This is a genomic window from Flavobacterium xylosi (genome assembly GCF_042787345.1).
GTDB classification, from domain to species: Bacteria; Bacteroidota; Bacteroidia; order Flavobacteriales; family Flavobacteriaceae; genus Flavobacterium; species Flavobacterium xylosi.
This window is the reverse complement of the sequence record NZ_JBHZPZ010000036.1, coordinates 1-2,818: the sequence shown is the minus strand read 5'-3', so window position 1 is coordinate 2,818 and position 2,818 is coordinate 1. Positions and strand designations below refer to the sequence as shown.

At 33.0% G+C, this 2,818-nt stretch carries 2 protein-coding genes and 1 tRNA gene; 1 reads left to right on the top strand and 2 read right to left on the bottom strand.

Going from position 1 to position 2,818, the window contains the following annotated elements:
* Nucleotides 1–112 precede the first annotated feature (112 nt).
* Nucleotides 113–184: transfer RNA gene (locus tag ACFX5E_RS16170), tRNA-Lys, on the top strand.
* A gap of 82 nt (nucleotides 185–266) precedes the next feature.
* On the opposite strand, the gene ACFX5E_RS16165 is transcribed toward ACFX5E_RS16170, so the two are convergent.
* Nucleotides 267–1,100, bottom strand: a complete 834-nt coding sequence (locus ACFX5E_RS16165) for a universal stress protein (RefSeq protein ID WP_379856198.1) — start codon at nucleotides 1,098–1,100, stop codon at nucleotides 267–269.
* A gap of 57 nt (nucleotides 1,101–1,157) precedes the next feature.
* On the bottom strand, nucleotides 1,158–2,075 hold the full coding sequence (locus tag ACFX5E_RS16160; protein ID WP_379856197.1) for a TerC family protein: 918 nt from the start codon (nucleotides 2,073–2,075) through the stop codon (nucleotides 1,158–1,160).
* Nucleotides 2,076–2,818: the final 743 nt, after the last annotated feature.

Genomic DNA, 2,818 nt, shown 5'->3' with positions numbered 1-2,818 from the left:
GAAAGTTGTTTATATCGAAAAGTATGAAATAAAAGAACAAGCTCAACAAAGAGAATTACAAATTAAATCTTGGAAAAGTAGAATTAAAATTCAGGAATTAATTTCAAAACAGGATTAACTCAACTAGTTCATAGCATTCCGATTTTATCGGAAGTGGTCGGGGGTTCGAACCCCTCATCGCCCACAAAAACTCGTTAAGAAATTAAGGAGTTTTTTTTATGTGTTATACTTTATGGAATATATAGTTTATATCCTTTTTAGTGAAATTATATTTTATTAAAAACGAGCATCGGAACTTTGGCATTAAAGGAATAATTGGCTGAGTTGCTGGAGAAAAACACTTTGTTAAAAAAACTTCTGTTCTGTTGTGTGAACATAATCATCATGGAAGGTTTTGACTGCTTAATTACCGCTTCTATATTTGAAATTAAACTCTCGGCCAGATTGATATTTTCGACATGCAATTTAATATTATGATTTGAATTTCTTTTCATCAATTCATCTATGGTTTTTTTATTTGTTGTTATTTCGGCGGGGTAATTGAAATGGAGTATTTCAACTTTTGCCTTTAATGGCTTTGTGAATTCAATTACTTTTTTAAGTTCATTTTCAAGATTTACAAGATCTGAGGCGTAAATGATGCTCTTTATTTCACTTTTACGATAATTGTGGGGTACGGCTATAACCGGAACTATTGAATGGGAGATTAGACTGGAAGTGTTTGTGCCGAATATTTTTTTAAATTTTCCGGAACCTCTGGTGCTGATGCAGATAAAACTGAATTTATTTTCCTGGGCATATTCCCTGATATTGCTCTCCGCAAAAACAGCACTATTTATTACACACTTTTTATTTTTGGAAACAACTTCCATATCACTATAAACCGATGCTACAAATTGATTCAGTTTTTTTTGAATTTTATCGGCTTCTTTCCTTTCATAATCAGCAAATACAGCATCGCTCATTGACGTAAGATTTGCAATGTAATACGAATGAAAAAAAGTCAACTCGTACTCATGTTGTGATGCCAATTGAATGGCAAAACGCAAACCTGCTTTTGAGTTAGAAGAAAAATCGGTGGTAACAAGAATTTTATCCATTATCATTTATGTTGATTGTTATTTTGACAAAAACACTAATCAATTGACTGATTAAACCTATTCTAATCTCTTACTAGACATCAATGATGCTGCTATGCTTAAGATTAAAATAACAACAATTACCAACAATGCAATTTGTATTGGCAATTTGTAGAAATCAACCAGCGACATCTTCAGACCGACAAATATTAATATCAAAGCAAGTCCCTTAGACAAATACCGGAATTTATCCATCATTCCCGCCAGTGCGAAATACAAAGAGCGCAAGCCAAGTATGGCAAACACATTTGAAGTATAAACAATAAAATGGTCTTGGGTAATTGCCAGTATGGCAGGAATGCTATCTGCCGCAAAAATCAAATCGGTGGTTTCAATCAACACCAATACTAAAAACAAAGGCGTTGCAAACCGTTTCCCGTCTTGTTTTACAAAAAATTTTCCGCCATGCAACTCATTAGTTACGGGCATTACTCTTCTGAATAACTTTATTAAAGGATTTTTTTCCGGCTCAATTATGATTTCCTTTTGCGTAAGCATCTTATAACCAGTATAAATCAGTATTGCTCCGAAAACATAAATCGTCCAATGGAATTTTTCGAGTAACGCCACACCTGCAAAAATAAAAGCAGCCCTCATTATTAAAGCTCCGATAATTCCCCAAAACAAAATTTTATGCTGATGAATCGCCGGAGTTTTGAAATAAGAAAAAATTAAAACGAAGACAAAAATATTATCTACACTCAATGCTTTTTCAATCACATATCCCGTAAAAAATTCCAATGCTTTTACTTCGCCTTGCCAATAATAAATAAGCCCATTGAAGCACATGGCAAGTGTTACCCAAACCCCCGTCCAAATTATAGCTTCTTTAATGCTTACTTCATGCGCTTTACGGTTAAACACTCCTAAATCCAATGCCAGCATCAGCAGTACAAATACATTAAAGCCAATCCAAAAACTCAAATCAGTTTGCATATTCGCATCTTGTTTAATTATCCATCACATTTATTTTATAAAATTTACTTGGTTAATTTTTTACGATTTACCAATGTTCACCTATTGAAGTCGCTAAAATGTTTGCTTATAACAACGGTCTGACCGCTTGCATCTACAAGCCTTTCCGGGTCTACCTGCACAAACTGTCTTAAAAGAAAACGCTTATTAAAGATAATAAACTTTATGGTATTTGCCAAGCAAAATTTTGTACCAAAAAAAAACACTTGCAGCTTGCATGGATCCTTCATAGTCTATGATGTTTATACCATATTTCCAATTCTTTTGTTTACCTGCGGAACCAATTATTTTTCTATAATACGCTGTAAATTTTGACACAAATGTTGTGGCACAAAAATCTTGTTCAATAATCCAAACGGAATGACCGCTAAATTATTCTAGTTGTTGTTGCCGTTGTTGTTGTCTGGTAGCACTTGCCTAAGTAGTTTCATGAGTTTAGTCTGTATGGTTTTTAATTCATCGCCATAAGGATCATATTTATCTTGTTTTGGGTTCTCGTTGGTTTGTTCGTAAAATATTTCATTTACTATGCTTTAACCCATTCTTAATCCTTTTAAAACTCTTCTTGATTACAAGTTTTACTTTTTATTTACTAGATTCAACTAATTAATGCAACTTTAGGGAAAAGATAAAGATATTTTTTCAAAAGAAAGGACTTTAAAGTCCTCTCTCTCGAATGGAATAAATGTTCTTTATTTGCTCCT

What these genes read in the sequence shown, in the direction of transcription:
- ACFX5E_RS16165 (WP_379856198.1), bottom strand. Translation starts at nt 1,100, where the DNA reads ATGGATAAAATTCTTGTTACCACCGATTTTTCTTCTAACTCAAAAGCA.
- ACFX5E_RS16160 (WP_379856197.1), bottom strand. Translation starts at nt 2,075, where the DNA reads ATGCAAACTGATTTGAGTTTTTGGATTGGCTTTAATGTATTTGTACTG.